The organism is Enterococcus gallinarum (assembly GCF_021496385.1).
GTDB lineage: Bacteria > Bacillota > Bacilli > Lactobacillales > Enterococcaceae > Enterococcus_D > Enterococcus_D gallinarum.
Window position 1 is genome coordinate 2247970 of sequence record NZ_CP050816.1, and the last position, 26010, is coordinate 2273979.

Genomic DNA, 26010 nt, shown 5'->3' on the forward strand with positions numbered 1-26010 from the left:
CCCTCTTTTTATGAATTAATTACTAAATGGTCCTTTGATCCCTGACCAAATCACATGCAGAAGATAGCTTAATAAAAAGCTGCAGCTGGCAGTAGCTAAGTAGGCAACAAGAATCATGATTCCCGTTGGCAATTGTAATAGTGTATCTTTGAAACAAACTAGAATAACTTGAAATACAAATACATTGGCTAAATAGGTACGGTACGCATATACAGATAACCATTTGAATGCACGAAGCTGTGGTGCATTGTTCTTGATCATAGTTGAGCCTAACATAAAGACGCCGAAGATCACCACTAAGCTATAAAGACTTTGTAATGTATTCAAATAAGGTGCATGAGCGAAAGAAAGATCTCCGCTAAAGTGTAATAAATGATCAGCTGAAAATAAAGCTAATACTAAGCCAACTGGCAATAGTGCATAGCGCATTTTATATAAAAAGCGGTAAATGGCTTCATGATACATCAATGCCGCTTCGCCATAAATACCATAAATCACAAAGCTAGCAACGAAACGATCCAATAAGTACCAGTTGTCATGATGAGGTCCGGCAAAAACTTGCACATCATAGAATAAATACCAAGCTACATATAAAACTGTCGCAACGATTAGGACAGGCCAAACATTTTTCTTGTTTGAAAAGACTTTGTAGCCTAACCATACGAAAAACGGCATCAATAATTGAATTTGAAGCATCATCACGGTATACCATAGATGGGGTGCGCCGTCACCGGTAATATATTTCAATAAGAATGAAGCAGTATCTGTGTAGGGTTGACCTTGTTGAACAGCTGGAAAGAGCCATAAGTATGCAGTCGTCCACAACAGATAAGGAACCACTAATTCAAAGAATTTTTCTTTCAGAAATTCCCAATAAGAAAGATGTTGGCTTGTTTTTACCATATTATAAACAATTGCAAAAATAAACATTGGTGCGGTGTATTTCACGATGACATAAAATATACCAATAAAGGCGGCGGTTTTTTCGTTTTGGACATTTGCTAAAGCAAAACTCAAAACAGTCTGCATCATAACGGCGGTCACAGCAAAGACTTTTAGGAAGTCGCTGATATTGATTTTGATTTCTTTATTTTCGAACATTGTTTTCGCTCACTTTTCTTCTATTTACCAAATCTCGTTGGTGAGTTTTGGCCCCTCGTCTGTCTTAAGTAATAGTTTCTTTTGGGGGTTCCTCAAATATTCTTTTAAGGAAAAACCGCCTTTTTTAGTTATTACTTGAATATCTAAATCATTGAAAAAATCTTTATTGTCCTGAATGAGTTGTAAAGGAAGTTGAGTGGCAGAATCAGCATAAAGCAAGAGATCCAAGTCACTGGTTACTTTGATCGCGGTTTGGTCTGAAGCCAATTCAAACCCCAAACTGCCACCCACACCCCACTGACAATCACACAACAATCGTTGTGCCTCACGATATTGGCGATAAACAGGATAATCTGCAATGTCTTTTTGGCGAAAACTTTCTTTGGCAATCAGCTGCCATGGATGAATGGTCGCCATCACATACTTGGAAAGTATCTCGGTGCCGAAGCGCTGTTCCCGTTTTGTTCCTCGAAAACCGACAAGGATATGTTGTGGGCTTTGAGGAATGCCTCTACGGACAGTCGCATACATTTTTTCCCTTTGTTGCAGCCAATCTGGTAAAACGAGATCAGCAAGCGCTTGGTTATCGATCAATACAATATCGTGGGCAAAGTTCATTGTTTAATCAGTCCATTCTTCATTCATACGGGCAAAAACTTTATTTGTTTCTAAACGACCGCCTTTAACAGCAATCTCGTTGGTGTATCGGTTGGTCAACATAGTGTCGTTTGTTTGACGAACATCAAGAATCGCTGCATTGATGGCATCGATCACCGCATTGACATGGGCAGCGCTGGTTTCTTGATCCGTAATTGATTCTAAGAAAGTGAAAATCGCACCAAGCTTCGTATAATTTTTGATGTCGTAGGCAATACTTGGCACTTTTTCTGCTGCTGCTTCGATCGCTGCGATTGACCGTTTTGTTACACGGCTGGCGCTTTCTTTAGACATTGCTTGAACAGTGATATTGGTACTATTCAAAGCGATCAAGCGACTAGATTGTAAGCCATGGGCTAAGAATGCACCAGAGATCGCATTCCCAGCGATAAAGCCAATCACTGGATGACCTGCTTGACGCAATTTTGCATAAGCTGCAGCACTATTTGCTAAGGCTACGTGGATTCCAATCAATTCTTCGTTATAACCGTAAGCTTGACTTGGTACGTCGATCACGACAACAACCGGACGTTTCACGGCCTTCTCTTTGTCTTCTTGATAAACGGTTTCTAAGACATGAGCCATTTCAAAACCTTCGATCAAGCCAACTTCCCCATTACGAACACGGTACATTGGGTTTTGTGCATTTGGGACAATGGCTGTGACAACCGCATCTTCGTTGAATAAGTTTGAAGCTGCAGCATAAACCGTGGCACTTGTAGAAGTTGGGTGTTTCAACCCTGTCAATGCCGCAAACCAGTCGTAACCAACACTTGTAGCAGCATCTTCTGTCCCTTCTGTTACGCTGATTTCCTTCACAGCTGCTGATTTGTGAGCGGCTAATGCTTGATTGTACTTGTCAATCGCCAATGGTTTGGATAAATCTATTTTTGCCAACAAAGAAAGATAAAAGTCGGCGTTTTCGCTGCGATGGCTGTCTTTCTTTTCGTTGATTGCTGCAATCACAGCTGCTTTGATTGCCTCAACGCTATCTGTTACTAATTCATCAACGATTTGCGCATTCAACCGTTGCCGGGCACCGATCGTGTTCCAGATCAAGTCTTTATCACTGGAATCAAATTCGCGAACACCCGCTTCTTGTTCAATCACTTCTGGTCCATTTAAACCGATCCGGGCTTTTTTGGTAGCAATCAAATAGCTCATTAAGGCTGAAGTGATGGACATCCCCCCAAATGAACCAACACGACCAGGAACTAAGCCGATGACTGGAACATATTTTTTCAAAGCGACGATCAAATTACCAATTTCAGAAATCGAGAGCAACCCGTAATTGGCTTCTTGCAAACGGACACCACCAGTATCCAATACAATGATTGGATAGATTTCGTGGCCGTTTTGGTTTTCTTCCAGTACATGGGTCAAAGCGGCAATGATTTTCGCACCGGAAACTTCACCGATACCGCCACCTTGGAATTTACCTTCCATAGCAATAACGACAACTTCTTTGTCAGCAATTTTACCGCGGCTAACCACGATCCCGTCATCACTTTGGGGAACAATATCTTGTGCGACCAAATTAGGCGCGATCATTTGATCAAAGGGATCAATCAATTCACGGCCATTATCAACTAACGCATTGACACGTTCGCGGGCATTTAATTCAACAAAACTATTTTTCATCTGAAAGTTCCTCCATTGCTTGTGTTAATCGAAGATAGACAACTCCAGGAGTAGCACCAAAGTCATTGATAACCATGTCTGCGGTGATTGGGTAACGTTCAAAGAAGCGTGTCAAAACATTTTGCCAAACATCGCCAAAGCCGTCACTTCCGGTACAAATCTTCACTGAAGTTTCCGCTTTATTTGTTGGAAAAAGTAAAATTTCTAAATCGCCTGAACCCACCACACCAACATGGATTTTTTCTTTGATGGGTTTGGTTGTTTTATAGGTATATGCTAATTGTTCCATTTTATTCTTCTCTCCTTTATGACCAAGTTCTAAATTTCATAGGTGGTTGATACAAGCCATCAGACCATTCAATCAAATCATCCACGGTTTGCGCAGCTAGTAATGAACGTTTCGCATCGCTGCGTTTGATACCAAGATCTTCTGGTAATTTTACAATGCCAGCAGCACGCAATTGATCCAATGATTCTTTGGTACTCGTTATACCTAATGGGGTGACACCGCCGATTGCTGCGATTGCTGCTTGTTTTTGTTCTTTAGAAGTGGCTTTATAAAGGTAAGCAATTCCTTCTTCGGTCACAATATGAGTTGTGTCATCACTGTAGATCATTACAGGGGCGTTGGCTAATCCCGCTTGTTTTTGAACATCCAATGCATCTAGTGTTTCAACAAAGACAGGTTTTTTGTTTGAGCTGTAAGTTTCGACCATTTGAACAACTAATTTTTGACCTTTGCCTAATGGATCCTTTTCGTCACGCAATGATTGCCATGCCGGTGTTGAGTGACGACGACCGCCAGGGTTATGACCCATGTTTGGCGCACCGCCAAAACCAGATAAACGTCCTTTGGTTACGGTTGAAGAATTTCCTTCATAATCCAATTGCAGAGTGGAACCGATGAACATATCAACCGCATATTGTCCAGCTGTTTGCGACAAAGCACGGTTACTACGCATCGTACCGTCTTTCCCAACAAAGAAAATATCTGGACGAGCAGCAATATATTCTTCCATTCCTACTTCGCCGCCAAAACTGTGAATGCTTTCGACCCAACCAGATTCAATAGCAGGAATCATTGTTGGATGTGGATTTAAGACCCAGTTTTTAGCAACTTTCCCTTTGATTCCTAACGTTTCGCCATAGGTTGGTAAAAGTAGTTCGATCGCGGCAGTGTTGAACCCAATCCCATGATTCAATGATTGAACTTCATGTTCGGCATAAATTCCTTTTAATGCCATCATTGCCATCAAGATTTGTAATTCGGTGATGTTTTGAGGGTCCCTAGTAAATAATGCTTCTAATTGATAAGGTTGATCAGCCAAGACAACGATGTCGATCCAATCACTTGGAATATCGACCCGTGGCAATTCGTCTACCACTTCATTGACTTGCACGATGACGATGCCATCTTTAAAAGCAGCAGCTTCAACGATAGTTGGTGTTTCTTCTGTATTGTAGCCTGTATAAAGATTCCCTTGTTTATCGGCTTTGTCTGCAGCGACAAGAACGACATTAGGAATCAAATCAACGAACAAACGTCCGTATAATTCTAAATAAGTATGAATATCGCCTAATTTCATTGTGCCGTCTTCGATCATTTGAGCGACACGTGTGCTTTGCGCACCAGCGTATGAAAAATCGATTTTTGCTGCGATGCCTTTTTCAAAAATAGTTAAATGTTCTGGACGAGAAATACTCGACATGATCATATGCAATTGATTGACTTTATCTGTATTGACTTGTTCCAAACTTTTTGAAAGGAAGCTTGCTTGTTTTTGGTTATCTCCTTCTAGAACGACTTTGTCACCTGGTTGAATAACCGTTTCTAACACTTCGATAATGGTTTCAGTTGGTACATATTTTCCATCAAGCAAATGTTCGATTTTTTTCATTGTTTGGGCTTTTTGCTCGCGTTTGCTGGCCCAGTTTCTTGCTGGTTTTTCCATTGTGTTCATCTCCATTTTTGATATAGGAATATGGCATCATCAATACCGTGTTGGTCCAAGTTGATGGTTCGGATCACCTTGTTTTCACCAAATTTCGCATGAATCAGCTTTGTTAAGGTATTGCCGGGAGGAAATTCAAGAGCGATATCGGTTCCCATTTCTTTTATGACATCCATCATTTTGTTCCATTGCACTGGATGAGCAATATTTTGTAACAGATCTTTGCGGATCTCTGCTGGATCAGTTGTCAATCGTCCGTCAATATTTTTGACATAAGGACAAGCTGGCGAATTGATCGTGACGTTCTGCAAGAAGGGCTCAAACTTTTTGACGGTTTCGTCCATCAATTCACAATGAGATGGAACAGGAACTGCTAGTAGCTTTGCGGTCTGGGCATGATACGTTTTCGCATGGTCTAATGCTTGCTGCAAACCCTTGATATGTCCAGATAAGGTATGTTGCATTGGGCAATTTTCATTAGATAGATACACGGGAAAATTGATGTCAAAACTTTCTGCAACTACCTTTTCCGCTTCTGATCTTGTCAGCCCAACGATTACACCCATCGCATAGTCCGTAGGATACGCTTCTTTCATCAGTGTCGCTCGATGATAGACCAGACTGGCAGTATTTTCAAAGCTCAGACATTCACTAGCCAATGCTGCGCAAAAAGCGCCGATTGAATGACCTGCGACCAAATCAGGATAAATGCCTGCTTTCTTGATCTGGTCGGTATAATAAGCAGCTTTGACAAGCATAGCTAATTGAATGTAGACAGTGTCATTTTCAATGTTCGATGCCTTTTTCAATTGATAGCCAGTAGCTTGTTCCAAGCGAATGAAGTAATCATCTGGTACATCATGCAACATGTCGCTTGTTTGACTGCCTTGACCTGGGAATAAGAAACCTGTACTCATGAAGAACCTCCTTAACAATTTCTCTTACACTGTTATTCTAGTCAAAGTTTGTTATAATAAAAAATACCAATTTGATGAGTATCCATAACAAAAAGGTATGGAATAAGGAGTGTCCTATGAACCTCGAACATTTACGTTATTTCCAAAAAGTCGCGGAATCTAAAAATATTACTCAATCTGCGCAAGAACTGTATATTTCGCAACCGGCATTGAGCCGGGCCATGAAACATTTAGAAAGTGATTTAGGCGTGCCTTTGTTCTATCATACTGGCCGTCACATTGAACTGACGATGTATGCGGAAGAATTTTACCCTTATGTCACTAAAACACTGGAACAATATGACCAGGGATTAGAAGCGATTCGATCTCTTAATGAAGAAATCATTCCTTCCATCACGATCTATTCTGAAGTTGCCTCGGTATCAATTCCCAATTTGGTCAAAACTTTTGTTGAGAAGCACCCAGATATTCAACTTTCAATCAAACAACACGGAAAAGCAGAAAAGGAAAAAGGTCGGGTCTTTTACATTACTTCTGAACCGAAAACTGGAATGACGAATTTACCCATTTTTACCGAACCGATTTTGTTGGCCATTCCTAAAAATCATCCATTAGCGAAAAAAGCAGCGCTATTGACCGCTGATATCGTTGATTTGCCGTTAATCATGCTGGTATCGAATACACCATTACGACGTACTATTGATGAAGCATTTGAATCAAGGAAAATTGCTTTGAGTATTGGCGCCACCACAGATGATCCGGCAACATTGCGTTCATTAATCAATCAGGGATTAGGGATCACCTTCTTTCCTAAAGTGACCTGGGGCTACAAAGAAAGTGCCCCATTCGTATTGCGCACCTTGGATGATTTCCCGCTCTCTCGTACGATTTATCTGTCTTCCAGCTTTACCGAGGGCCATCCCATCGCAAAAATGATCGCGAAAACGTTGAAAGAGTTTTATCTCTCCTAAGATCGAAATAAAAAGACGAAGTGCTAATTGCCTTTTCGTCTGCCACCTAATTTAAATGAAAATCACAAAAAAAATCCACTTTATACGAGTGGATTTTTTTTGTGATTTTTACTGTTTTGCTTGATTAGAAGTTGGAAAAGACTACATCATTGATACCTAAGTAATTCAGGACATACAAAAACAGGACTGCTCCGTTGATGAATGTAGAGACCAAAATAATCCCATACCTAATAGAAACGACCCGGTAAAAAAGATGGGGCTGGATACGAGCAAATTTTTTACCGCTATAGGTGAAAGCGATAATCAATAAAATGAGGGCAAAGAATACTTGTAAGATCATTCCCAACAAGTACAAGGATTGTGACGGTATGGAATGCAATTGAAAAAAGTAGCTAGCACAAGTAATCAAATCAATTAAAATAGCGATGACTGGCATCGAGAATTCCTTCTTTCACTAATAGGGTTTACACAATATAGCACGAAAAATGCCAGTCAGTAACTATCATTTTTGTCATCTCCAATCAAATCCTTCAATAGTAAAGAGAACAAAAAGGGCTAATTGAAGAAGATCAATTTTTTTAAGTAATTCTTTTCATTCTTTGATACTATAATAGTAATCCACAATAGTGATTCACTTCTCTCAACTACTTATAAAGGAGCGCTGTTATGACTTACTCGGAACGGTTTACCTATGAAATGATTGAATCAAAATTTGATACGACAAGTTTTGACCCAACACCGTATATAAAAAGCACTTTGCTGGACCACTCGTTAAGAGAAAAATTAGTTAAAAATGTCATTGATGGCAAGAATCACATTAATTATTATTTCAATAGTTACTTGATTATTGAACGAGCTTCTCTGTTAGAACCAACACTTTTTTATCCATACTGGGAGGATTTTTGGCAACTGCATGCCCATAAAAACTCCTATCATCGACGAATCGCCCATGATCTGGTCAGTCATTTAGTTGCTTGTGATGTTGAGAATAAGTTTTCAAATATCAAAGACGATTACCTGCGGATGATTGAAACTGAAAAAATCAGCAACTTGCTGATTATGCTTCAAAATGCGATGCGTGTTGCTCAAATTACCCCTCTTGAGGCATTGCCTGCTCTGTTCTCCAAGTTAGAAAACCTACCGCACCTGACAGATAAGCAGAAACAAAGAATCAGTAAACTGCATCGGGAATACGGAACAGCCAGTTAATAAAAGAAGGCGAACAGCAACATTGCCTGTTTGATTTTCTTTAGAAGTTTCTTATTTAAATGGGTTTAGTACTTAAAGAGAGTGCCACATAAAAGTAGAGGCGAACTAAGCATTTCTCCTTTCATAAGCTTGTCCCCTTCTACTTTTTAGCGCTAAAGAAGCTTTTCTAGGACACGATTAAGAAAAGGAGATTTTTATGAAAGCTGAAACAAGACTTTTTGAAACGGTTAAATCGGAGTTACTTCAGCGGTATCCGACAGGTTGGGGTGGTGTTGCCGGTGCCTATTTAGATACTGATGAAATAGTAATTGGCATCTCGCCAGACTTTCCGAATGCCGGTTCCAGTGTGTGTATGGAACTAGGTTGTATGTTGGAAGCGGCTAAAATGAATGCACGAATCACCCATACCCTCTGTTTGGTTCGAGAGGACGAAAATGCTCCCTTCAAAATTCTTTCTCCCTGCGGCATATGTCAAGAACGGCTGGCTCTTTGGGGTGGTGATGTGTTGTGTGCATTGACCACAAAAGATGTTGACAGGATTGAATTTGCAGAATTGAGAAGCTTACAGCCTCATCATTGGCTTGAGGCTTATCAGAAATAAGGATATAATCGAAGGGTGTTTATAACAGATGATGGAAAACCAAATGAATATAATCGAAACAGCCATCCAGTTAAGAAAAGCTGGAAAATTTCAAGATTCAAATGACTTATTGCTAAAAATCTATCCAACTAATCCTGAGAATGCCTATCTAAATTATCAAATTGCTTGGAGCTTTGATGTCTTAGGAAAAGAATCTCAAGCGGTGCCTTATTATGAACGAGCGATTCAATTAGGATTGACTGAGCCAGATCTGGAAGAAGCCTACCTGGGATTAGGCAGTACTTACCGGGCTTTAGGGAACTATCAAAAAGCGGAACAAGTTTTAAGTGAAGCACAAGATAAATTCCCGACTAATAATGCGCTAAAGGTGTTTTATGCGATGGCTCTATTTAACCTTCAGCAATACAGCCAATCCAATCAGATTTTATTAGAACTGCTGGCACAAACTTCATCGGATCAAAATATCAGAGATTATCACAAAGCGATTGCTTTTTATGCTGACAAAATGAATCAAACTTGGGAATAGAATTCCGTAGAAAAAGGACTAGCGAAACAGCTAGTCCTTTTTCTATAGAATTTATGGAACTAGTTGAATCAGAAATGATCTCACACAACTATTACTCCTTATTGGTAAAGTGCCAGTCTTTCTAAGTGAAAATACCAAGTTTTTTAGCAAAAAGTCATTTGGTCTTGCGATAGTAATCTTACTTACTAGGAGTACCTTTCTCTGTAGTTTTTTTGTTCTCTGAACTAACATGGTAAGCAACTGAAAAACCTATAAATAAGCCCCCCAGTTATCCACCATTTGAAAGGTCTATCGATTAGAATAGATAGTCCCAAATTCAAAAGCAACCCGGCTAAAAAAAGAACCAAAAAAAATTTATAATTTTTCATGTCACCTACCTATTCTGATCTTAAATGATGATCGTTTAGTTGTAGCGCTAAGATATTCTGACATATCAACACAAGAAGATTGTTGATTCTCCTTTTCTTGAGGCAAATTAACAAGACAACATTATCTGACTCTGGGTCAATAATGTTGTCTTACCAAAATTTTAAAGTTTTTTTCTCTACCATCACTAATTATTAAGGAGCCAATGTTCCTCTAATATTTAGCGATGGATTTTGTTGCTCAAATTACCTAGTCTGGTGCATCTTCAAAGGTCCAGCGTAGAGAACCATGATAGCTTCCTATATTATCAGAAGGATGGACAGCCAATTTTAGATCTTTCGATAAATCAAAAGAAGCACTTCCACTTCCTGACCAGATTTCTTGGTTATCAGCATTGATTTGCCAGTCCGTCTTATTCCCTTTTATGATTAAACGCTGAGCTAGTATTTTTTGATCTTCGTTCGTAAGTGGTTGTTCTTCTTTGACTTTCACTTTCCAGCGACTTCGATCTAGCTTACTATGATCTTCGATTTGTGCCTTATCTTTAGTAATTGGAAAGACGACTTTGTCCTCTGTAGGAATAGCAACTTCACCGAAACTGATTTCATCGGGAAGAGATAAGCTAGGGCCTTTTTCCTTTTCGATGATCCGCGTTTCCATATTCGATTCTTGACCATCTGTATCTTTCATGTAAAAAGAAACCTCATGACCAATCCATTCTTCAGGAAATGCGAAGGTAATTTTAGCAGCCCCTTTTTGAGGAGCAGACGGAATTTCTTTTACAACTTTTTCTTCATCCTGATACTTGGCAACGAAAGAGAGAGTTGACGCTTTCTCTTTTGAAGGGTCTTGAGAGTATTGGATAGCTAACTCCCTTTTGTTGTTAAACCTTGAGACCAGTAGGGGACTTTCTTTATTAAGAAGTTCAAAGTGTAAAGGTTGTCCTTTTTTGTAATAATGAGCAATCACTTGTTCATCTGGCAAAAAAAGTCCTCTATCTTTTTCTGTCCTTTTTATTGGATAGTACCCTTCTATTTGCGGATATTCATCAGAAAAATCAAAGGAGGTTGTAACGATCCCCTCTTTAACAAATGGCGCCTGCAAAATATTATCATTCTCATCTAGGAAAGGGACAGTCACTTTCCCTAGATAATTCACCAAAGATTCTCCAGGATGCTCTCCTATTTTTTGCTCATTTCGGAATGTTTGAGTGCTAAACGGCAGTGATAGCTTCCCCTCTTTGACGAGGTCAACATTTACTGGGGATGATGCACCTTCCCATGTTAGATCTACAAAATAGGACAAAACAGTATCATATAACTCTGGGGAATTAAAATCTTTAATTTTAAAACTGATAACATCACTATCTGAAACATTTTCAATGGTAAAATATTTTGTCACATCTTCCCCGCTAAAATTGACGACTTTGGCATTTCTGATGGAATATTGTTTTGTATCATACATATCTTTTAAATTGAAAGAAACTTGGATAGAATTATTTTTTTGCCAATTTTCTATATTTGGAATAGTTTGCTGCGCTTTCAAGTAGACATCCTGATTTGCTTTTTTAAAAGATGATTGAACGCCGTATGCAGCAGGAAATTCTGGTTTTGCTAAAAATTTGGTATCATACTTTACCGACGAAGTAGTGGCATCATTATTATGGATCACAAATTTCATACTAGAAATCGCCTTGGTAGTTATTTCAAAACTTTGCCTTGGATCAACTGCCCATTCCCCGCCGCCTGCTGGATTTTTGAAATATACCCAATAATCATCTGCTCCTCCATCCCAAACATCATACCTGACATTTGTAGGATTGTTGGCGTACAATCCTTTGATCAGAGAACTTGGAGACAAAAAGCCGACATATTTATTTTGATTTAAGCCATAATAATTTAAAGTTGTTTCCAAAAATAGTGGGTTCCCGTTTTTATCCAAAAAATCATAGTTAACGATCATTTCCCCATAAATATAGATTCGCAAAAAATCTTTTTTCGTGAAATAAATCGATCCTCCATCTAGATTTCCTTTATTTCTTTCAAGTGTTATCATCAGATTAACTTCTTGCCCTTTATAGAAGCCGACATTTTTTACTAATGCTTTACTTCGATTCGTATTTCGGTTAACTTCTATGAAACTCTTACTCGCTTTTCCTTCTAGAGGTGTAACTGACAAACGATCATTGTAGTGCATGACAAATGTATTCTCAGCTGGTGTCACTGATTGATTGGCCCAATGAAAGTAGCCTAGATCAGTTAAAGGTCTTGGTGCAGCTTCTGCTGTAACTGCACCTAAAAAAATGCCGGAAAATAGTATCAACCAGTAGATTAGATGCTTATATCTTCTCATAAAGCATCCCTTTTATCCTTCTGATTCTTCTTCAATAAGTAAAGCGTAATAGCTGTGCCTAGTAATAGTACACCGAATCCTTGTAAGAAAAACGGTCTTTCTTCTCCAGTTTTTGGCAATGTTTTAGGTCCTACAGCCACACCATTATCCCCAACAGCTACTTTTTCCATTGGGATTACTTGATTTTTATTGGTAGGCTGATAGAAAGAGATTCCTACTTCGCTTTTGACTTGTTCACTTGCTGATACTGATACTGCTCCCCCAAGTAATACCATCAATAAGAATAGACTAAAGATTTTTTTCATTGTTCTTCCCCCATTCTATTGCTTTTTACGTTTCATATTGTAAATATAGCCGACTAATACCAGAATGATCACTAAGAACAGTGCAGCAATCACATAAATGAAGGTGTTGTCTTTTTCTTTGTTTACTTCGACTGCTTTCGTGTTAAGTTCTTCATCTTTCCCCTTGATTTCAAAGTCTTTCTTCAATTGCCATGTTTTTCCTTCGTCATTTTTCAAATCAATGACTAATTCATAGGTTCCTTTTTTTAATGGATCATTGTTCCAGCTGATTGGCAGACTGAATTTAGTCCGAGGAGCAAAAGAGACTTTTTTATTCATTTCTTTTAGCACATCTTTTTGGCCTTTTTTAGTGACCGTAGCATGCATATCCAATTTGCTCATGAGTATAGGTTGCGAATTCTCCAGGTCAGCAAAAACTGTTAAATAGCCATTATCTAAACCCGGCGTAACCTTTGTCAAAGCAAAGTCTGGTTGCACTTTTTTACCAGAACAAATCAATTTCGCTCCAATCGTATAGGCAAATTTGTTGTTTAGAGTAAACCCTTTGGATTGTTCTTCTTTTCCTTCCGTGTCTTCATAGCAATAAAATCCGCCTAGCACAGTTCCATCGAACCCTGCTTTAGGAATTTTCAGTTCAAAAGTAACATCTTTTTCTTCTTCCGGTTTTAAGGAGATTTTTTGTGACTTTGAAATCAGTTCTTCAAAAGAAGGTCCTCCAAGAAGTTTTTCCCCATGTTTAGAATAGTCAATTGCCCCATTCTGATTGGTTACTCCATTGTTTGCTTCTACATTGACCTTGATGTCCTTTGTACTGGTATTTCGCAGTTTAAGAACTAACTTTTGTGAACTTCCAGGAGCAACTTTCAAATCGTAATAACTTGCTTCTGATTGTTGATTTTCCGGTAAAACAGCTTGTGCATCAAAAGAAACTTTATTGTCTGTTTTCGAATCGTCCTCAGCAAAGCCATTTAAGGGAGATGTACCTAACAAGAAGAAAATAGAAAAAATAAAAAAGATGGAGAATGCTATTCCCCATCCTCCGTGATTCTTAGGCTGGCGCATCAGTTAACACCCACGTTAGATCTGCTGTATAAGCTTGTGCCTCAACTCCTGCTCGTGGAACATAAAGCTTCACGTTTTGGTTATTGCCGTCTTCCCCTTCAAAAACAGCAGCAAAGCCACCAGCACCTTGCCCTTCTTTAGCAAGCATTAAGTCTTGGTATTGTTCATTCAATTCGAATGATGTGTCTGCCATCTTAGGCATAGGAGATTTGTTGTTTTTAGTGACAACTTTACCATTAGACAATGTCATTTTGGCTCCAGTTAGTTCGTTCCCATTTTCACCAACAAATGGTTTCAATGTCACACCAAGTGACCAACCTTTTGCTCCGCCCCGGGTGTCGTTTACTTGTACGTGTGGTTTTTGGTTCAATGCAAAGTACGTTTCGTCTCCTTGAGAGACTTCATGTTGACCAAATGTGATGTTCGAAGCGAAAGGAATCGATAATGAACCGGTATCTCCTGTGCTTGGATCGTCATCATGGGTATCATCAGGAACGATTGGGTCTACATCTTCTCCTGATCCAGGTGTAAATGTTACGTCAGTTTTGTTCGTAATGCTTGTCAAAGGACTTTCTTGACTGTCTGCTAAAGCAGTCATACTTGTTGCGCTAAGTGCGAGTAGTCCTAGCGCGGTTGTAGCAACCAAAGTTTTTTTCATTTTGTAATTCCTCCTAAATAATAATTGATCTAATTAAGATCTAAGAATATTTTGCCATGCCCGGATTGCTTTTTCTAGTTCAAGAATTTTCTTGTTTCGAGAAGAAATTACGATTTAAAAAAGCAAATCTGCGTTTAACGCAAACTTGCTTTGATAGTTGTTAACTGAAATAACACTTCTCCAAGTTGGCGCCAGTTGCGCTCTGTAGGAATGTTTTTCATTAAAATCAATGGAATTTCACCAGTGTTGAAGTAGTAATTTGAAATCACTAAATCAACCTCCCTAATATTTGTTTGGTAATCATAAAATGCAAAGGTATAAGAATGTCCGAAAAGCGCATTGATTTTATTCATCAACCACAGCCGGTGAGTATGATGCAAATCATCATGAACTAAAATTTTTATCGGATCAATATAAAATGAGAAAAGATCGTAGTAATCGAGAATAAAATAATAATTTAAGAATAATTGTTCCCAGTTCTGCAAAAGAAGTGCTAAATCTTGATCTGTTGTGTCAGTCAATCGCTGATGGAATTCTTCAATAATGCGATATTTCTTTGGGCTTTCTTCTTTTACTTCATCGATGTAGGAACGATTAAAAAAAAGATCCGTATTTCCAAAGAAAAAGGAACTACGCTCATGAAACGCAATAAAATTAAAAATTAATTCTTGATCATCAACTGCTAGATTAAACTTAAACATCTCTCTTAATACTTTATCCAAATGTAAAACAATTTTATAAGAACGGGTTTGATGTTTTTTTTGAACAGTAGCATAACTATTTTCATATTGGCTATTTCCATCGATAATACCAAAAGAATAAATTACTTGATAAAGAAAAAAGAGTTCATTTTCATCAAGAAACAAACCTGACTGATTGTTCCATTTTTGCAATCGCTCAAAATTAGGATCTGCTTGGATCACTGACTGATCATCAACAGTGACAACGACCTTTTTGATTTGACTTCGCTCTAAATTGATCGCCAGCCAATAAGAAAAGACTCTTTTTTGTAAAGGTTCTAATGTGATCTGATAGTTTTTTTCAAAAGAACTTATCAGATGCTCTATTTTGCTTAAAGTTGTTTGGAAAGGCCATTTGTCACCATTTTCTCTAGTAGCATTCCAATAGAAGTAATAGAAAAAGCTGCGGATTTTTCTCTCATCTGCAGTTAATTGCAATCGATATGGATGGAAATGTATTCGGTAACGATTAAAGTACTGTTCAAGAAGTTTCGCATAACGAAGAACAGTCGAGACACTAGTAAATTGTTTTTCAGCAAAGTCTTTCAAGGTTTTTTCTGGGTGATTGTACATGAACTGAATCAAATGATAATTATAGGATGCTTTGTAAAAATGAAGATAGATAGTGTATATCGGAAAATCTTCTTCTTTTTGGATTTGAAATCGTTTATTATTATCATTCAGCAACAAGATTTTGCTATCATATTTTTCGAATAATTCTGTTAGTTCGTCTATATAATTTAAGATTGATCGATCTGTTACATGGAGGATCTTTTTTAATTCGTCGATTTCACAGGGAGTGTTCTGTTCAAGTAAATAATCTAGTAGAACGATTTTCTTCAAGGATGTTTTTGTTAAAAAAGTTTGCATTGTTCGCACCTCAAATCTTTTGAATTATTTGCTATTCTCTGAAGTTCTTCATTCTAGCCGATCAAGTAAGGTCAGAGAAAAATAACAGCTTCTGGAACTTAAAAAAATCACCTACATATCTTATGGACGTAGGCGAATACTGAAATTAATCATTTAAAAAATCTTTTTACAGACTGATGTTCATTCGTCTATGAACATATATTGTCACGCTAAGTTTTTTGCTGAAGCCCCCATTTAGAAATCAATCTTTTTGATTCTCCAATTAGCTATCAGATAAAGAATAAGGATCATAAACGCTGTATACACAAGATCGATTGCTGCAAAGGACCCTACTCCTAAAAAACTAAGTAAATACAATGGTGTCTCAAATAGAAAAGAAAGCCCGATATTGGCAGCACCAATCGAGATCAAAATTGGTAACAGGATCAGCAATAAAATCGTGATGGTCATCAGTGTTACCCCTTCGTATTTAACAAAAAACGCTAAAATCAACGCAATGCTCAAATAGAAAAGCGGACACAAGAGATAAGCCCCTATCGAAAGCAGAACTGGTTCCCAGGGAACTGTCACTTGAAAGCCAAATTGAAAGACTAAACTAAAAATCAATAATAACATTCCTGCCACAATACCTAGAGCAAATGCAGAGAGCAAAAGCGAAAGAAGATAGTTTCTTCTGCCTTTCTTTGTTTTAAAGAAGAAATCGCCAATATGCGTGTTTTGATCGTCTATTAGGAAATTAACAGCTAGTATAGGCAATAAAATAGGGAAAATAAAGTTAACCGCGCTCAGATAATCAGTGAAATCCAAAGGATCTCCCATGAAATAGTTTAGGAATGGCAATGCTAAACAAACCAGGCTAACTGCAATTAAATACTTGCTGCCAAAAGAGACGACGCGTCTTCGAATATCTTTTCTTGTTAATACGGATACATTCATCATTCTTTCTCCTTCCTACATTGAAAAATACAGCTCTTCCAAATTTGATTGGTATTTTTTTATTTCAGTTGGAAATAAATCAAAACGAACAAGTAATTTCATTAATTCAACTCTTACCGAAGCGTCTACGATAAAGGTTTCATTCAATTGTTCATATTCTCCAATTTGGCCGATCAATTTCTCAACGTTGACTATGTCTTCTTTTGAGAAAACAAATTGATAACGCTCTTTTGCGCCGAGTTCCGCATGATAGACAATTTCGCCATTCTTGATGAAATAAGCTCTGTCACAAAGTTTCTCTAAGTCTCTTAAAATATGGCTCGATATGATTATCGAGAGATTTAAATCTTTCGCAAGGTGTTTCAGTGTGTCAATGGTTGCTTGAATTCCATCTGGATCAAGACCGTTCATCGGTTCATCCAGAATCAATAAATCATTCTTATTAATGAGTGCGATTCCCATCCCTAGACGTTGCTTCATGCCTAAAGAGAAGTTCTTTACCTTTTTGTTTTGATAGCCTTCCATGTTAAAAAGCGATTCGATATATTCTAGCGGGTAACTATCATTAGACATAGCCTGAAAATAAGATAAGTTTTCTCTTGCTGTCTTGTTTGGAAAATACTTTGGTCCATCAATCAACATCCCCACTCGTTCATCGCCAGTCACTTCCCCTGTATAGTTAACCGTTAAACCGCTCATTATCTTCATCGTGGTGGTCTTACCCGCACCATTCGGACCGATCAAACCAACGATTTCTCCCGGTCGAACGTCGAGGTCGATATTGTTCAAAATCGGTTTGTTCTCAATCGTTTTAGAAATTTGTTTTAATTCCATTCTACCCACTTCCTTTTCATTTACTATCACCAACCGTTAAAATCACGCCTTTTAAACGAATTTCTTAAAATATTTCTTCCGCTAACTTGTTCAGACTTGTAATTCCTAATGCTTTAGAAAGAAATGTTTTCTTTCTGAAGCGGATAAGTCCGCCATTACCTTCTTGAGAGGAAAAAAATAACCCTCATCTACAATCTAAAGACATGAAAGTTCCCACAACAATTTTTTAGAATCAGGCCTTTTAATTTTTATACCTTTTATGAATAAACAGTGATGTCTTAATTATATGATGAGACGATCTTTAAGAAACGTCAATTGATAACCTCTTTTAATGAAAAATTGTCATTTTCTCTTTGTACAACTTATTACAGAAACTAGGGTCCAAAATCGACCAAAAATTATTTTCCCATGATAGGCAAAATTTTTCTAGTTTAATAAATTTCGCGAGAAGCGAATAAAAATGAACGTGTAGGGACAAAATAAAAAAGACCAGCTTACTTTCTTATGTAAACCAGTCCTTTCTAATAAAATGATTACTTTAGATTTTAAAAACAGCGGTTTTCAACTAGCACCGTGTATGAATTATCGGATTTGAAAGAGTCCTCCTTTATTGTTCATCTCCAGGGATTAGAACGATTTTACGTTTTTCCTCATTTCTTTCGAGGATCGAATGAGCCCAAGAGGCATCGGAAAAATGTTTGATGAGAATATTGTTTTCCAGTAATTTTCCCTGACCAAAATAGCGATTTATCTGTTCCCCAGCAGACTGAAGTTGAGAAATTGTAGCTAAACTAATCACAAATCCTTTGATTTGTTTATTCTGGGTATAGAAAGACTGCACGGAAAAAGCAGCTGGTTGAATCGGTGCTGTGATGAGTCCTAGGACACCATTAACAGATAAGCAGTCCAGGTTTGTTTGTAAAGAGACTTGTCCAGAAGTATCAATCACAAAATCGACCCCTTGAGGATGCTTTTGATGAATCAGCTGAACTAGATCATCTGTATGATAACTGTAACACTCTTGGGTGCCTAAACTTCGGAGTCCACCAAAGGAATCAGGAAGGCTCGTTGTTAAAACATGAGCACCTAAGTCACAAGCAATCTGAATCAACTTCTTTCCTAAATGCCCCGCGCCTCCCTCAATCAATAGTGTTCTTTCACCAGATAGATTTAGTACATCCTTCAGCAAAATAGCAGCAGTGGCTGCTGAATGTACAGAAGCAACAAGTTGCAATGGATCACAGTTTTCCGGCACGCGAAACAAGCGCTCCTCTGGAATGGCAGCGAGTGTACTGGTAATTCCTTGACGGCCTCCATAGCCCATGCTATTGGTCCAAACCCATTCTCCCACTTTAAACTTCCTGGTTTTCTCACCTGCATCAATGACTTTTCCTACTGCATCACGTCCAATAATAAAAGGCAAAGGAATGGGTGTTTGGTAACTTCCAGAACGAATAAAGGTATCGACATGATTCACAGCAACACCGCATACTTCAATCAAAACTTCATTTGGCGAAATTTTCGGATCTGGCAACGTTAAAATTTCTATTTTTTCCGGCGATCCAATGTGTTTAATCACTGCTGCTTTCATGTTTCTTATCTCCTTTTTATCCTTATGACGGCTTAAATGAATACTTATTGTTCGTTCTTGGCGGCATAACAAGAACAAACGTTAAAAGCTTTGTTTTCGTTTTGAAAATCACTTTATTATTGAGGACCATTTGTCAAAGTCCAAGTTAATTGTCCTTCATATGTTCCTTTTTGATCTGTCGGATGAACCGTCATTCGAATACATTCTGCGAGTTTAATCTTGGCAGCTCCTTTGCCTTCAAAAACCGGTTGGTACGTTGAGTTGATTTGAGTTATCTGTTCTTGTTCAACAATGCTCAATCGATGTTTTAGCTGATCTCCGTGACTATTCTGCAGAGGTTGTTCTTCGCGAACAGACAGGAACCATTCCTTCTTTTTACTGCTAGTATCATTCACTCGTATTTCTTGGTTACTTGGCAGATTCACAAACTCATCCGAAGCTGGAATTTCTTGCTCTTTGAAATCGAGGGTATCTGGTATTTCGAAGCGAGGTCCAACGTATTTGACTATTGTACTTGCATCGGATGATAATTCATTCAATGTTGCCACTGCAACAACTTTCGTCCCTTCTTTTTGTTGTGGAATTGGCAGCAGATATTTTCCGTTTTTGTTGACCGTTCCTTTTGCGATTTCGTTATCATTCACTTTGATTACAATTTCCGCTTTCGGTTCAGCCGTTCCACTTACTTGCGTACTTTCAGTGGTCAATGCCTCAATCGTAGTTGGGGCGATCTCTGTTTTCTTTGAAAAACTGCCGCCAACAATTTTCCCAACTTTTCCTGAATCAAAATTCTTTAAGAAAGCTGCATTAGTTGATTCCAAGTCTAACGTTCGTTGGCCAGTTGTATAGGTATCTAGAACAAAACTTGCGGTTAAGGGACCTTCATAAACAGCATCTGGTTCTTCTGATATCGAATCTTCAGTTGTATTTAGAGTTTTTTTATCATTGGATGGTTGTTCGTCACTAGTTTTAACTTCAGTACTTGAAGATGAAGACTCAGAATTTGGACATTGCGATGCCGCTATTGAACATTTGGATGAATCATTCTTGAATGAATCAATAAAAGCTGAACTATCAGAACTAGCAGAAATTGTTCCTTTCTCTTCAGCAAATCCTATTTCAGTTTTGCTGATACATCCAGCTGTAAATACGACCAGAACTAGTAAACAATAGATTTTTGCTTTCTTTTTCATATCAATACTCCTTCATCTTTTTTAGTTATTCCATTTTTCATCGGTACATCCGTTACTTTTCGTCGGAAAGAATCACATATTGTGCAAAGAGGCAAGCATCACGTTCCCATTTCCCAATTGATACAACAATCTTTTAATTATCACTTTGCATAACTAAATTTCTTAAATCATAGCTATCATTGGTTCCGTAATTGTTCCACCTACCGCAATCATCCAACACTTCGATTAGTCTGAGATGCGAGCATTTAAAACTTTCTCTTTAATATAAAGTGGATCACCATATATTTTTATTCTCTCATGAACAATTTGTCGCTTCTAGTGCAATGTTTTTCTTGGGAGCTGAAAAAATGCTGTTAATAAAATAATAAACAAAAATGGTTAAAGGGAACGCTCTTTCCTTTTATCTATAGCTGAGCCCATAGAAAAAAGATCTGAACGGTAACTACCATCTCAGATCTTTTTTCGTTTTTATGCAATTTGTTAAAAACACCTGTTGAATATTCTCAAAGGTTTCAGTTGATCATTTTTATCAAGCTTTATCCTAACAAAATCTCATACACGATATACAGTTCCCAAGTCGATACTTTGATTTTATAAAATTGCTCTAGAGTATAAAAAATCATCTGTGCATTCTGATAAAAAGGTTTCTGGTTTATTTTTAACTTATTGATGTCTTCCGGTACAGGATAATCTTCGGCTCCAAGAATTGTTCGTTCCACCATCAACGCCAAATGCATCATCAAGTTGAATTTCATTTTTGCATTCAATCTTAAGTTGAACCTTTTCTCGCACTTCTCTACCACATCTTCTACTTGACGAATAATGACATCAGGGTTCAGGAACTCTAGCTTTTCTGACAGTCCTTCTTTTGAGAAAAAATGGATGAACTCTTTGACTAATAATGGCACGCTACTTGGGTGAATCAAGTTTTTCAGTTGTTTATTCAAATGTCCCTCTGCATCTTCATCTAGTGCATCAATCAAGTTGATACTAGGAACAGCCGCCGAATTATCTAGGTAAGAAGTGGTTACGATCAATGCGGTTTCTTTCAAGTAACCTTCTTCTGATGAGGCGCGCTCTAATGTATTCACTAGTTCACTATAATTCAATACAATCAGCTTGATATCAGGATTAAAATATTTCTCGCAAATGGCTTTGATTTGTTTGGCGACGTCTCGGCCAGATATACTGGCTATGATGACATTCTTTTCTACAGCAAACCCTTCAAAATATTGAATATTCGTAACAAAATCCTGCTCTGCCGTTTTGGCAATCTCGTAAAAAAAATGCCCATTTATTAGCTGCTGTCCGATCTCTAATGCGAAAGAGGTGGTTAAATTATTGATCACTAATAGTTCACCAAGAATCTGAGGTTTTAAACTTTTATACAAATGTGTCAATGAGCCCATATCTACTAGCATGATAACCCCTTCAGAAGTATCTCTTTCTGATAGCCAATCGCTAACTTTCAAAACGATATCTCTTGCGGAAGAAGACAAAGGCATATCAATGGCATCAAAAACATAGTCACCGCACATTTTATTTGCCACAGCTTGGATGCTACTAGCGGTGGTATTTCCATGAGCAACAAGAAGCGCTTGATAGTAAATATCTTCTGTAACTTTGCCAATAAGCAGCACTGCCAGAAGAAAATTTGCTATTGGTTGAATCTCATCGGGTAATGTCTTTGTTAAATTTGTTGATAAAAGCAAGGTTCTTGGGTATTCTTTTGAAAGAAGATGACGTTTCTCTGTTATTTTTTTCGTAGTAGTCTCGGTTTGTAATACTTGTATTAGCCGACAAACTAAGGAAGCAGCATCCTCTGTCAAAGACTCATTATCAATCACTAATCGGTTTTGCTGTTGAATGCTAGTGATAATGTTTATTGAAAGACTATCGTTCATCCAGGATATAGTTCGTTCAAGATACTTGTTATCAAAATCTTGTAACTTTTCTTTCATAACAATGAAATCACTTATATCAAGTAATGAAATCAGTTTCTGCTTCAAAAGATGAAGATTGGCCGAAGTTGCCTTTGGTGATGGTGGATAAGAGATTTGAATAGTATGTTCCTTGTCCGATCCGATAAATAATGTTGAACTGTTTGGCGCTATCCGTAATGCATTGGCGCAATCCATTCTTACCTGGTTTGACAAGCTGCCAATGTTACCTGGAAGTTCTTGGTGGGTTAATTCAGAAAAAACATCATTTGAAATGACGATACTTTTCTTGATGCGCTTTGCCTCCCGCTCAAATAAATGGGTGACCAAATCTACTCTTTCGAAAATGGGTCGTTCATGAAAAGAAGGTAAATCCACAATTACTGAAATTCGACGATAAAAAGTAGGCAGTAAAACTTCTTCAGGCGCTTCTGTCGTCGCAAATAAGAGTCGCACATTTGCTTGGACCATCTCTGCTTCTTCGCCAACTGGACGAAATCTCCCGGTATCCATAAATTGAAAAAGCTTCTCCTGATTCTCATGCGAGAGTCGATGAACTTCATCTAAAAACAATACCCCATTGTCTGCCAAAGCTAAAAGTCCGCTTTTTTCCTTTTCTGCTCCAGTAAAAGCTCCTCGCGTATGCCCAAATAGAATGGAAGACAATAGTTCGGGGTTATTCGCGTAATCAGCGCAATTAAAGACCAAAAACTTTTGTGCGCCTGGATATTTTTTCATTTGAAGATAATCAAAAATCAACTCCGCCAAAAAACTTTTACCTACACCGCTCGCCCCATGTAAGAGCAAGGGCAATCCTAATGGAGGGTATAAAACGGCTGACTTACACTTTTCAATGGCATTTTTTGCACTACCAGTACTGCCTATATACTGAGAAAAGACGTCTTCCACAAAAGTGTCATCTGAAACAAGCTCCCAGTAGACAGGCTTCGTTCCAACTTTACTTACGATGTTTTGATTTAGCAGTTCATTTAAGTACAAGCTGGTTGCTGAGCGACTCAACCCAATAGCGTTGGCAATTTCTTGCGTCGTCATGGCCTTTTCTTGTACTACTAGCTGTAGTATCTGTTCTCGTGTTTCTTTTCGCATATCTTTACCTCCCCCATAAAAAATACAGCATAGAAGAAAAAAAGTCACTCCGTCTCTGTAAGAGAATTAGTTCTGCTATAAACTTTCTTGTTAGGGGATAAAAATTCCTGTACTTTTTAAAAACGTTGATTGATTCCCCGATTTATACCCGATTAGAAAGCAATTGTGACAAAAGTAAAACGACAGCTTCTTCTGCATTTTTTGCTTGAATAATAGCTGATTCTCCCTTATCGCCAAAGCGATTTAGCCAGATTGGCCGCCAGCCTGCCATTTGAGCGGGGATAATATCATTCGAATAGCTGTCTCCTAAATAATAGATTCGTTGTATTTGCTCTGGTAATTGCTTTGCCACTTTCTGAAAACAGCTTACATTGGGCTTCGCATCATCGATCTCTTCTGAGATAAACTGCCAATTTGGATCAATAAATTGATTAAGCATCAATTGATCGATTTTATTCTGCTGTTGCAACGTAAATCCATTGGTCAGCACGCCACATAAGATTCCGCTTTTCTTTAAGCTTCGCAAAAGAAGTTGCATCTCTTTTGATAGGAGTTGTTTTCCTTGGCGTAGATGGTAATAGTCGTCTAACTCAGAAGTATTAACGATTGAAGTTGGCTGTAATGTTTGAAGAACTAACCGCCAGCGATCAGCCTTGTGCTTCCTGTTTCCATCTAAGTAGCTTTGATAGATCTTTTCACTGTTTTGGCGAAAGTTCCGATACAACCGTTTCAAAGCGAATTCATTCAGAGATCCAGGAAAGAATTCCTGGATCGTCTCCTTGAAGGCGCAATAGTTATCTAATAATGTATCATCAATATCGAAAAAAACAGCTTGCTTATCTAACATATTCCTAACAGTCCCAAAATAATACCAAGAAACATAATCCCAAACATCACGGCGTTGACGTTCACTTTTTTCCGTAAGAGCCAAAAAGCAATCAATGTGACTGTTAATGGGACAATCCCCACAAATAACTGATCCAAATAATCTTGGATCTTCATTGCTTCCTTACTTCCTTCAACGCTTACTTCGAGAATGGTTTTAAACTTCACGTTGGATGCTGTCATTGAACCCATCATCATTAAACCAAGCATGCTAGATGCTTTCGTTAAAATCTTCATACCACCGGATTCATACATCCGCTGAATAAAACTAGCGCCAACCGAGTATCCGCTATAAAGTGCATAATAGTGAATCAAGAAGGCAGGAACGTTATAGATCACTAGAAATAAGATAGCACCTAATGGTGAGCCAGTCGCCGCGAGTGAAATACCGATTCCAGCTGCAATGACCCGCAAAATGCCCCAAAAGAAAGAATCACCGATCCCAGAAATAGGTCCCATCAATGAAGCTTTTACCGCTGTGATCGAACTCGGATCAAATTGGTCATCTTCGCTATTTTGTTTTTCCATAGATGCAACTAATCCCATAATGAAATTGTTGATATGCATCGTTGCATTGAACCAGGTCGTGTGACGGACGATCGCCTCTGCACGCTCTTCCTTCGATTGATAGAAACGATTGATTACTGGCAATAACGTATAGATCACACCTACTGCGTGGTATTGCGTTGCTCCTGTACGACTGGCGTTCATCGTCCATGAACGCCAAAAGACGGAGCGCATCATTTTCTTTTCTTCTTTGGATAAATTCTCTTGAAATTTCATGCGAAAAAGTCCTCCTCTTCTTCCGCTTTTGTCATCGGTCCAACATGGCGACTGTTTCCTCCATTGTTCACGTCGCGGATCTCTAAGTCTCGTTGCGCACTGACCACGCAGATCACTACACCAATAACTGCAACCGCAACTGCCGGCAATTGCAAATAAGCGGTTAGGACAAAACCTAAAATATAAAAGACCGACAGCTTCTTGTCCCACAAAAGTTTCATCAACATAGCAAATCCCACAGCCGGCAACAAACCTCCTGCTGCACTAAGCCCGTTCATCAAATTTTGAGGAATATTTTCAACAAATGTATTGACCGGACCACTGCCAACTAAAATACCAATAAAAGCGATAGAAGCGATAATCAAATAATAAATAAGCCACGTTCCATAATGCAAAAGCACGATCATTCTTTGATTATCCTCGCGAGCCGCCTTATCCAAGGATGGAGCAAAGATATTCATGAATACATTTTTTAAGAACATCACTACGAATGCAGCTAGCATACCGATAGGAACCGCTAATGTCATTGCTGCATTTTGTTCCACATTCGAAATAATTGCAAAAGTTGTTGCTAACGTTGTCGCTGTCACCGGTTCTGCAGCAATTACCCCACCAATATTTACATTTCCTAAAAAGACCGCCTCTAATGATGCACCCATTAGAATTCCAGTTTTCATATCTCCCATCAATATACCAGTTACAAGCCCTACCACTAATGGGCGCTCCAACATACTTTGACCAGTCAAATAATTTCCGGCAAAACAGATAAAGACCGCCAGAGCTGCCATCGTTGCATGCATTAACATTTCTTTC

The 26010-nt window shown here is 38.3% G+C and carries 24 protein-coding genes; 4 read left to right on the forward strand and 20 right to left on the reverse strand.

The genetic code is table 11. The features are described from left to right. Nucleotides 1-15: 15 nt before the first annotated feature. The 6 genes from HED61_RS11165 to HED61_RS11190 are packed head-to-tail and all read right to left on the reverse strand — an operon-like array spanning nucleotide 16 to nucleotide 6268. On the reverse strand, nucleotides 16-1101 hold the full coding sequence (locus HED61_RS11165; protein WP_103300833.1) for an acyltransferase family protein: 1086 nt from the start codon (nucleotides 1099-1101) through the stop codon (nucleotides 16-18). Between the two features lie 24 nt (nucleotides 1102-1125). Continuing rightward, nucleotides 1126-1719: a malonate decarboxylase holo-ACP synthase gene (locus HED61_RS11170; RefSeq protein WP_103300832.1), complete on the reverse strand. Its 594-nt coding sequence runs from the start codon at nucleotides 1717-1719 to the stop codon at nucleotides 1126-1128. A 3-nt stretch (nucleotides 1720-1722) separates the two neighbouring features. Beyond that, nucleotides 1723-3399: a biotin-independent malonate decarboxylase subunit beta gene (gene mdcD / locus HED61_RS11175; protein ID WP_219645350.1), complete on the reverse strand. Its 1677-nt coding sequence runs from the start codon at nucleotides 3397-3399 to the stop codon at nucleotides 1723-1725. Further along, complete coding sequence (locus HED61_RS11180) at nucleotides 3389-3688, reverse strand: malonate decarboxylase subunit delta (RefSeq protein ID WP_219645351.1); 300 nt, start codon at nucleotides 3686-3688, stop codon at nucleotides 3389-3391. The genes mdcD and HED61_RS11180 overlap by 11 nt, the downstream gene beginning before the upstream one ends. 16 nt (nucleotides 3689-3704) lie before the next feature. Then, nucleotides 3705-5351, reverse strand: coding sequence for a malonate decarboxylase subunit alpha (gene mdcA, locus HED61_RS11185; protein ID WP_219645352.1), 1647 nt, complete (start codon nucleotides 5349-5351; stop codon nucleotides 3705-3707). A gap of 5 nt (nucleotides 5352-5356) precedes the next feature. After that, the gene (locus tag HED61_RS11190; RefSeq protein WP_219645353.1) at nucleotides 5357-6268 is read right to left on the reverse strand and encodes an ACP S-malonyltransferase; all 912 of its coding nucleotides are present in this window, start codon (nucleotides 6266-6268) and stop codon (nucleotides 5357-5359) included. A 116-nt stretch (nucleotides 6269-6384) separates the two neighbouring features. Here HED61_RS11190 and HED61_RS11195 point away from each other — a divergent pair, with 116 nt between their 5' ends. Further along, the gene (locus HED61_RS11195) at nucleotides 6385-7239 is read left to right on the forward strand and encodes a LysR family transcriptional regulator (protein ID WP_138371914.1); all 855 of its coding nucleotides are present in this window, start codon (nucleotides 6385-6387) and stop codon (nucleotides 7237-7239) included. Between the two features lie 124 nt (nucleotides 7240-7363). Here HED61_RS11195 and HED61_RS11200 read toward each other — a convergent pair whose 3' ends face one another. Then, nucleotides 7364-7675: a hypothetical protein gene (locus tag HED61_RS11200; protein WP_219645354.1), complete on the reverse strand. Its 312-nt coding sequence runs from the start codon at nucleotides 7673-7675 to the stop codon at nucleotides 7364-7366. Nucleotides 7676-7905: 230 nt separating this feature from the next. Here HED61_RS11200 and HED61_RS11205 point away from each other — a divergent pair, with 230 nt between their 5' ends. The 3 genes from HED61_RS11205 (at nucleotide 7906) to HED61_RS11215 (ending at nucleotide 9575) form a co-directional block, all read left to right on the forward strand. Continuing rightward, nucleotides 7906-8448, forward strand: coding sequence for a hypothetical protein (locus tag HED61_RS11205; RefSeq protein WP_230322257.1), 543 nt, complete (start codon nucleotides 7906-7908; stop codon nucleotides 8446-8448). A 196-nt stretch (nucleotides 8449-8644) separates the two neighbouring features. Further along, nucleotides 8645-9049 carry a cytidine deaminase gene (locus HED61_RS11210; protein ID WP_138371916.1) on the forward strand — a complete coding sequence of 135 codons (405 nt, stop codon included), beginning with the start codon at nucleotides 8645-8647 and terminating at the stop codon, nucleotides 9047-9049. A 43-nt stretch (nucleotides 9050-9092) separates the two neighbouring features. Next, nucleotides 9093-9575 (forward strand): tetratricopeptide repeat protein, encoded by a 483-nt coding sequence (locus tag HED61_RS11215; protein ID WP_113850305.1) that lies wholly within the window; start codon nucleotides 9093-9095, stop codon nucleotides 9573-9575. Between the two features lie 615 nt (nucleotides 9576-10190). Here the strand turns inward: HED61_RS11215 and HED61_RS11220 are convergent. The 13 genes from HED61_RS11220 to HED61_RS11280 all read right to left on the reverse strand — a co-directional run bounded on the left by HED61_RS11220 (nucleotide 10191) and on the right by HED61_RS11280 (nucleotide 26003). Continuing rightward, entirely contained in the window at nucleotides 10191-12293 is a 2103-nt protein-coding gene (locus HED61_RS11220) for a hypothetical protein (RefSeq protein WP_219645355.1), read from the reverse strand. Continuing rightward, nucleotides 12290-12598, reverse strand: a complete 309-nt coding sequence (locus HED61_RS11225; RefSeq protein ID WP_103300824.1) for an LPXTG cell wall anchor domain-containing protein — start codon at nucleotides 12596-12598, stop codon at nucleotides 12290-12292. Before HED61_RS11225 ends, HED61_RS11220 begins: the two co-directional genes overlap by 4 nt. A 15-nt stretch (nucleotides 12599-12613) precedes the next feature. After that, nucleotides 12614-13660: a DUF916 and DUF3324 domain-containing protein gene (locus tag HED61_RS11230; RefSeq protein ID WP_103300823.1), complete on the reverse strand. Its 1047-nt coding sequence runs from the start codon at nucleotides 13658-13660 to the stop codon at nucleotides 12614-12616. Then, nucleotides 13647-14318 carry a WxL domain-containing protein gene (locus HED61_RS11235; protein ID WP_138371919.1) on the reverse strand — a complete coding sequence of 224 codons (672 nt, stop codon included), beginning with the start codon at nucleotides 14316-14318 and terminating at the stop codon, nucleotides 13647-13649. Before HED61_RS11235 ends, HED61_RS11230 begins: the two co-directional genes overlap by 14 nt. Nucleotides 14319-14452: 134 nt before the next feature. Next, nucleotides 14453-15928: a helix-turn-helix domain-containing protein gene (locus HED61_RS11240; RefSeq protein ID WP_176333400.1), complete on the reverse strand. Its 1476-nt coding sequence runs from the start codon at nucleotides 15926-15928 to the stop codon at nucleotides 14453-14455. Between the two features lie 234 nt (nucleotides 15929-16162). Next, nucleotides 16163-16864 carry a hypothetical protein gene (locus HED61_RS11245; RefSeq protein WP_195957221.1) on the reverse strand — a complete coding sequence of 234 codons (702 nt, stop codon included), beginning with the start codon at nucleotides 16862-16864 and terminating at the stop codon, nucleotides 16163-16165. 15 nt (nucleotides 16865-16879) lie between these two features. Next, entirely contained in the window at nucleotides 16880-17698 is an 819-nt protein-coding gene (locus HED61_RS11250) for an ABC transporter ATP-binding protein (protein ID WP_195957220.1), read from the reverse strand. Between the two features lie 607 nt (nucleotides 17699-18305). Continuing rightward, nucleotides 18306-19289, reverse strand: a complete 984-nt coding sequence (locus tag HED61_RS11255; RefSeq protein WP_219645356.1) for an alcohol dehydrogenase catalytic domain-containing protein — start codon at nucleotides 19287-19289, stop codon at nucleotides 18306-18308. 116 nt (nucleotides 19290-19405) lie between these two features. Further along, nucleotides 19406-20482, reverse strand: coding sequence for an Ig-like domain-containing protein (locus HED61_RS11260; protein ID WP_219645357.1), 1077 nt, complete (start codon nucleotides 20480-20482; stop codon nucleotides 19406-19408). A 536-nt stretch (nucleotides 20483-21018) separates the two neighbouring features. Further along, nucleotides 21019-23529 (reverse strand): sigma 54-interacting transcriptional regulator, encoded by a 2511-nt coding sequence (locus tag HED61_RS11265; RefSeq protein WP_219645358.1) that lies wholly within the window; start codon nucleotides 23527-23529, stop codon nucleotides 21019-21021. A 142-nt stretch (nucleotides 23530-23671) separates the two neighbouring features. Then, on the reverse strand, nucleotides 23672-24376 hold the full coding sequence (locus HED61_RS11270; protein ID WP_103300815.1) for an HAD family hydrolase: 705 nt from the start codon (nucleotides 24374-24376) through the stop codon (nucleotides 23672-23674). Then, nucleotides 24370-25197 carry a PTS system mannose/fructose/sorbose family transporter subunit IID gene (locus tag HED61_RS11275; protein WP_060814759.1) on the reverse strand — a complete coding sequence of 276 codons (828 nt, stop codon included), beginning with the start codon at nucleotides 25195-25197 and terminating at the stop codon, nucleotides 24370-24372. The genes HED61_RS11270 and HED61_RS11275 overlap by 7 nt, the downstream gene beginning before the upstream one ends. After that, a complete protein-coding gene (locus tag HED61_RS11280) occupies nucleotides 25194-26003 on the reverse strand; it encodes a PTS mannose/fructose/sorbose/N-acetylgalactosamine transporter subunit IIC (RefSeq protein WP_113849656.1) in 810 nt (269 codons plus the stop codon). Before HED61_RS11280 ends, HED61_RS11275 begins: the two co-directional genes overlap by 4 nt. Nucleotides 26004-26010: the final 7 nt, after the last annotated feature.

Excerpts from the sequence above, each read along its gene's own strand:
- HED61_RS11165 (WP_103300833.1), bottom strand. The coding sequence starts at position 1,101 with ATGTTCGAAAATAAAGAAATCAAAATCAATATCAGCGACTTCCTAAAA.
- HED61_RS11170 (WP_103300832.1), bottom strand. The coding sequence starts at position 1,719 with ATGAACTTTGCCCACGATATTGTATTGATCGATAACCAAGCGCTTGCT.
- mdcD (WP_219645350.1), bottom strand. The coding sequence starts at position 3,399 with ATGAAAAATAGTTTTGTTGAATTAAATGCCCGCGAACGTGTCAATGCG.
- HED61_RS11180 (WP_219645351.1), bottom strand. The coding sequence starts at position 3,688 with ATGGAACAATTAGCATATACCTATAAAACAACCAAACCCATCAAAGAA.
- mdcA (WP_219645352.1), bottom strand. The coding sequence starts at position 5,351 with ATGGAAAAACCAGCAAGAAACTGGGCCAGCAAACGCGAGCAAAAAGCC.
- HED61_RS11190 (WP_219645353.1), bottom strand. The coding sequence starts at position 6,268 with ATGAGTACAGGTTTCTTATTCCCAGGTCAAGGCAGTCAAACAAGCGAC.
- HED61_RS11195 (WP_138371914.1), top strand. The coding sequence starts at position 6,385 with ATGAACCTCGAACATTTACGTTATTTCCAAAAAGTCGCGGAATCTAAA.
- HED61_RS11200 (WP_219645354.1), bottom strand. The coding sequence starts at position 7,675 with ATGCCAGTCATCGCTATTTTAATTGATTTGATTACTTGTGCTAGCTAC.
- HED61_RS11205 (WP_230322257.1), top strand. The coding sequence starts at position 7,906 with ATGACTTACTCGGAACGGTTTACCTATGAAATGATTGAATCAAAATTT.
- HED61_RS11210 (WP_138371916.1), top strand. The coding sequence starts at position 8,645 with ATGAAAGCTGAAACAAGACTTTTTGAAACGGTTAAATCGGAGTTACTT.
- HED61_RS11215 (WP_113850305.1), top strand. The coding sequence starts at position 9,093 with ATGAATATAATCGAAACAGCCATCCAGTTAAGAAAAGCTGGAAAATTT.
- HED61_RS11220 (WP_219645355.1), bottom strand. The coding sequence starts at position 12,293 with ATGAGAAGATATAAGCATCTAATCTACTGGTTGATACTATTTTCCGGC.
- HED61_RS11225 (WP_103300824.1), bottom strand. The coding sequence starts at position 12,598 with ATGAAAAAAATCTTTAGTCTATTCTTATTGATGGTATTACTTGGGGGA.
- HED61_RS11230 (WP_103300823.1), bottom strand. The coding sequence starts at position 13,660 with ATGCGCCAGCCTAAGAATCACGGAGGATGGGGAATAGCATTCTCCATC.
- HED61_RS11235 (WP_138371919.1), bottom strand. The coding sequence starts at position 14,318 with ATGAAAAAAACTTTGGTTGCTACAACCGCGCTAGGACTACTCGCACTT.
- HED61_RS11240 (WP_176333400.1), bottom strand. The coding sequence starts at position 15,928 with ATGCAAACTTTTTTAACAAAAACATCCTTGAAGAAAATCGTTCTACTA.
- HED61_RS11245 (WP_195957221.1), bottom strand. The coding sequence starts at position 16,864 with ATGAATGTATCCGTATTAACAAGAAAAGATATTCGAAGACGCGTCGTC.
- HED61_RS11250 (WP_195957220.1), bottom strand. The coding sequence starts at position 17,698 with ATGGAATTAAAACAAATTTCTAAAACGATTGAGAACAAACCGATTTTG.
- HED61_RS11255 (WP_219645356.1), bottom strand. The coding sequence starts at position 19,289 with ATGAAAGCAGCAGTGATTAAACACATTGGATCGCCGGAAAAAATAGAA.
- HED61_RS11260 (WP_219645357.1), bottom strand. The coding sequence starts at position 20,482 with ATGAAAAAGAAAGCAAAAATCTATTGTTTACTAGTTCTGGTCGTATTT.
- HED61_RS11265 (WP_219645358.1), bottom strand. The coding sequence starts at position 23,529 with ATGCGAAAAGAAACACGAGAACAGATACTACAGCTAGTAGTACAAGAA.
- HED61_RS11270 (WP_103300815.1), bottom strand. The coding sequence starts at position 24,376 with ATGTTAGATAAGCAAGCTGTTTTTTTCGATATTGATGATACATTATTA.
- HED61_RS11275 (WP_060814759.1), bottom strand. The coding sequence starts at position 25,197 with ATGAAATTTCAAGAGAATTTATCCAAAGAAGAAAAGAAAATGATGCGC.
- HED61_RS11280 (WP_113849656.1), bottom strand. The coding sequence starts at position 26,003 with ATGTTAATGCATGCAACGATGGCAGCTCTGGCGGTCTTTATCTGTTTT.